The sequence below is a fragment of the Candidatus Protofrankia californiensis genome (assembly GCF_900634765.1).
Taxonomy (GTDB): Bacteria; Actinomycetota; Actinomycetes; order Frankiales; family Frankiaceae; genus Protofrankia; species Protofrankia californiensis.
In genome coordinates, this window is record NZ_CAAAFT010000262.1 from 5,135 (window position 1) to 7,465 (window position 2,331).

1 protein-coding gene is annotated in these 2,331 nt (G+C 72.2%); it reads left to right on the forward strand.

All coding sequences use genetic code 11. The features are described from left to right. Nucleotides 1-2,331, forward strand: a 2,331-nt coding sequence (cobN, locus tag DD1DGNOD_RS14510; protein ID WP_241255728.1) for a cobaltochelatase subunit CobN, incomplete at both ends; no start/stop codon positions are given.

Consider the following 2,331-nt stretch of genomic DNA (forward strand, 5'->3'; position numbering starts at 1 on the left):
CGGCCGTGGCAGCGGTGGCAGCGGTGGCAGCGGTGGCGGCCTGCCGCGGCTCGCTGATGCGCGGGAACCCGCGATCGTGCTGGCCGCATTGCGGTTCGGCAACATCCTGCTCATGATCCAGCCGCCGCGGGGGTTCGGGGAGAACCCGGTGGCGATCTACCACGACCCGGACCTGCCGCCGTCCCACCATTACCTGGCCGCCTACCGCTGGCTGGACGAGGAGTTCGGCGCGGACGCGATCGTGCACCTGGGCAAGCACGGCACCCTGGAGTGGCTGCCCGGCAAGGGACTGGGCCTGTCGGCGGAGTGCGCACCGGACGCGGTCGCGGGTGACCTGCCGCTGATCTACCCGTTCCTGGTCAACGACCCCGGGGAGGGCACGCAGGCCAAGCGCCGGGCGCACGCGGTCATCGTCGATCATCTGGTGCCGCCGATGGCCCGCGCCGACACCTACGGTGATATGGCCAGGCTGGAACAGCTCCTGGACGAGCACGCCACCCTGGCCGCACTGGACCCGGCGAAGCTGCCGGCGGTCCGGGCGCAGATCTGGACGCTCATCCAGGCCGCCCAGCTCCATCATGATCTCGGGCTGGACGAGCGTCCCGGCGACGACGACTTCGACGACTTCCTGCTGCACGTCGACGGATACCTCTGCGAGGTGAAGGACACCCAGATCCGTGACGGTTTGCACATCCTCGGCGACGCGCCGGCCGGTGAGGCGCGGGTGAACCTGGTCCTGGCGATCCTGCGGGCGTCACAGGTGTGGAGCGGCACGGCGCGGGCGCTACCGGGATTGCGGGCCGCGCTCGGCCACGTCGAGGGCGCCGGCGCCGCGCGCGCGGAAGTCGACGGCTTCGAGGCGACCGCCCGCGCGCTCGTCGCCGGCATGGATGCCGCCGGCTGGGACCCTGACGCGGCATCCAGGGTGTGCGCGGACGTTCTACAGTCCGGCGCTCTCCCGTCCGGCACCCTCCAGCCCGGTGCCGGGGAAACCACCGGAACAGCCACCAGGAGCGCCATCGAAGGAGCCACCGGGGCGGCTGGCGGCGGGGTCGGCCGTGCCGCCAGCACCGGGTACGCCGAGGTCGAGCGGGTGCTCGCGTTCGCCGCGTCCGAGGTGGTGCCTCGCCTGGACCGGACACCGGACGAGATCACCAATGTGCTCCGGGCGCTGGCCGGTGGGTTCGTGCCGCCCGGACCGTCGGGCTCGCCCACCCGGGGGCTGGTCAACGTGCTGCCGACCGGGAGGAACTTCTGCTCGGTCGACCCGAAGGCGATCCCGTCCCGGCTGGCCTGGGAGACCGGCCGTGCGCTCGCCGACTCGCTGCTCGCCCGCCACCTCGCCGACACCGGCGCCTACCCGGCCTCGGTGGGCCTGACCGTCTGGGGCACCTCCGCCATGCGCACGCAGGGTGATGACATCGCGGAGGTGCTGGCGCTGCTCGGCTGCCGTCCTACCTGGGACGACGCCTCCCGGCGGGTGACCGGTTTCGAGGTGGTGCCCCTGTCGGAGCTGGGCCGGCCCCGGGTGGACGTGGTGGTGCGGATCTCCGGTTTCTTCCGGGACGCCTTCCCCCACGTGATCGCGCTGCTGGACGAGGCGGTGACCACCGTCGCCGCCCTCGACGACGAGGCCGACGCCGACAACCTGCTTGCCGCGCACGTCCGCGCCGACCTCGCGCGCGACGGTGCCGCCCACGGTGACCGGCGGCGGGCGACCACCCGGATCTTCGGCTCGAAACCGGGAGCGTACGGCGCCGGGCTGCTGCCCCTGATCGATTCGCGGGAGTGGCGGTCGGACGCGGACCTCGCCGAGGTGTACGCGGTCTGGGGCGGCTACGCCTACGGCCGCGACCTCGACGGCCGGGAGGCGCGCGCCGACATGGAACAGGCGTTCCGCCGCATTCAGGTGGCCGTGAAGAACGCCGACACCCGCGAACACGACCTTGTCGACTCCGACGACTACTTCCAATATCACGGCGGAATGGTCGCGGCGGTACGGGCGCTCACCGGTGCGTCCCCGGCCGCCTACATCGGGGACAGCGCCATACCGGACGCGGTCAGGACACGCACCCTGCAGGAGGAGACCCACCGGGTGTTCCGCGCCCGGGTGGTGAACCCGCGGTGGATCGCGGCGATGCGCCGCCACGGCTACAAAGGCGCGTTCGAACTGGCCGCGACCGTCGACTACCTGTTCGGTTACGACGCCACCGCCGGTGTCGTCCAGGACTGGATGTACGAGTCGCTGGCCGCGTCCTACGTCTTCGACCCGGAAACCCGCGACTTCATGCGGGCGTCCAACCCGTGGGCGCTGCGCGGCATTGCCGAACG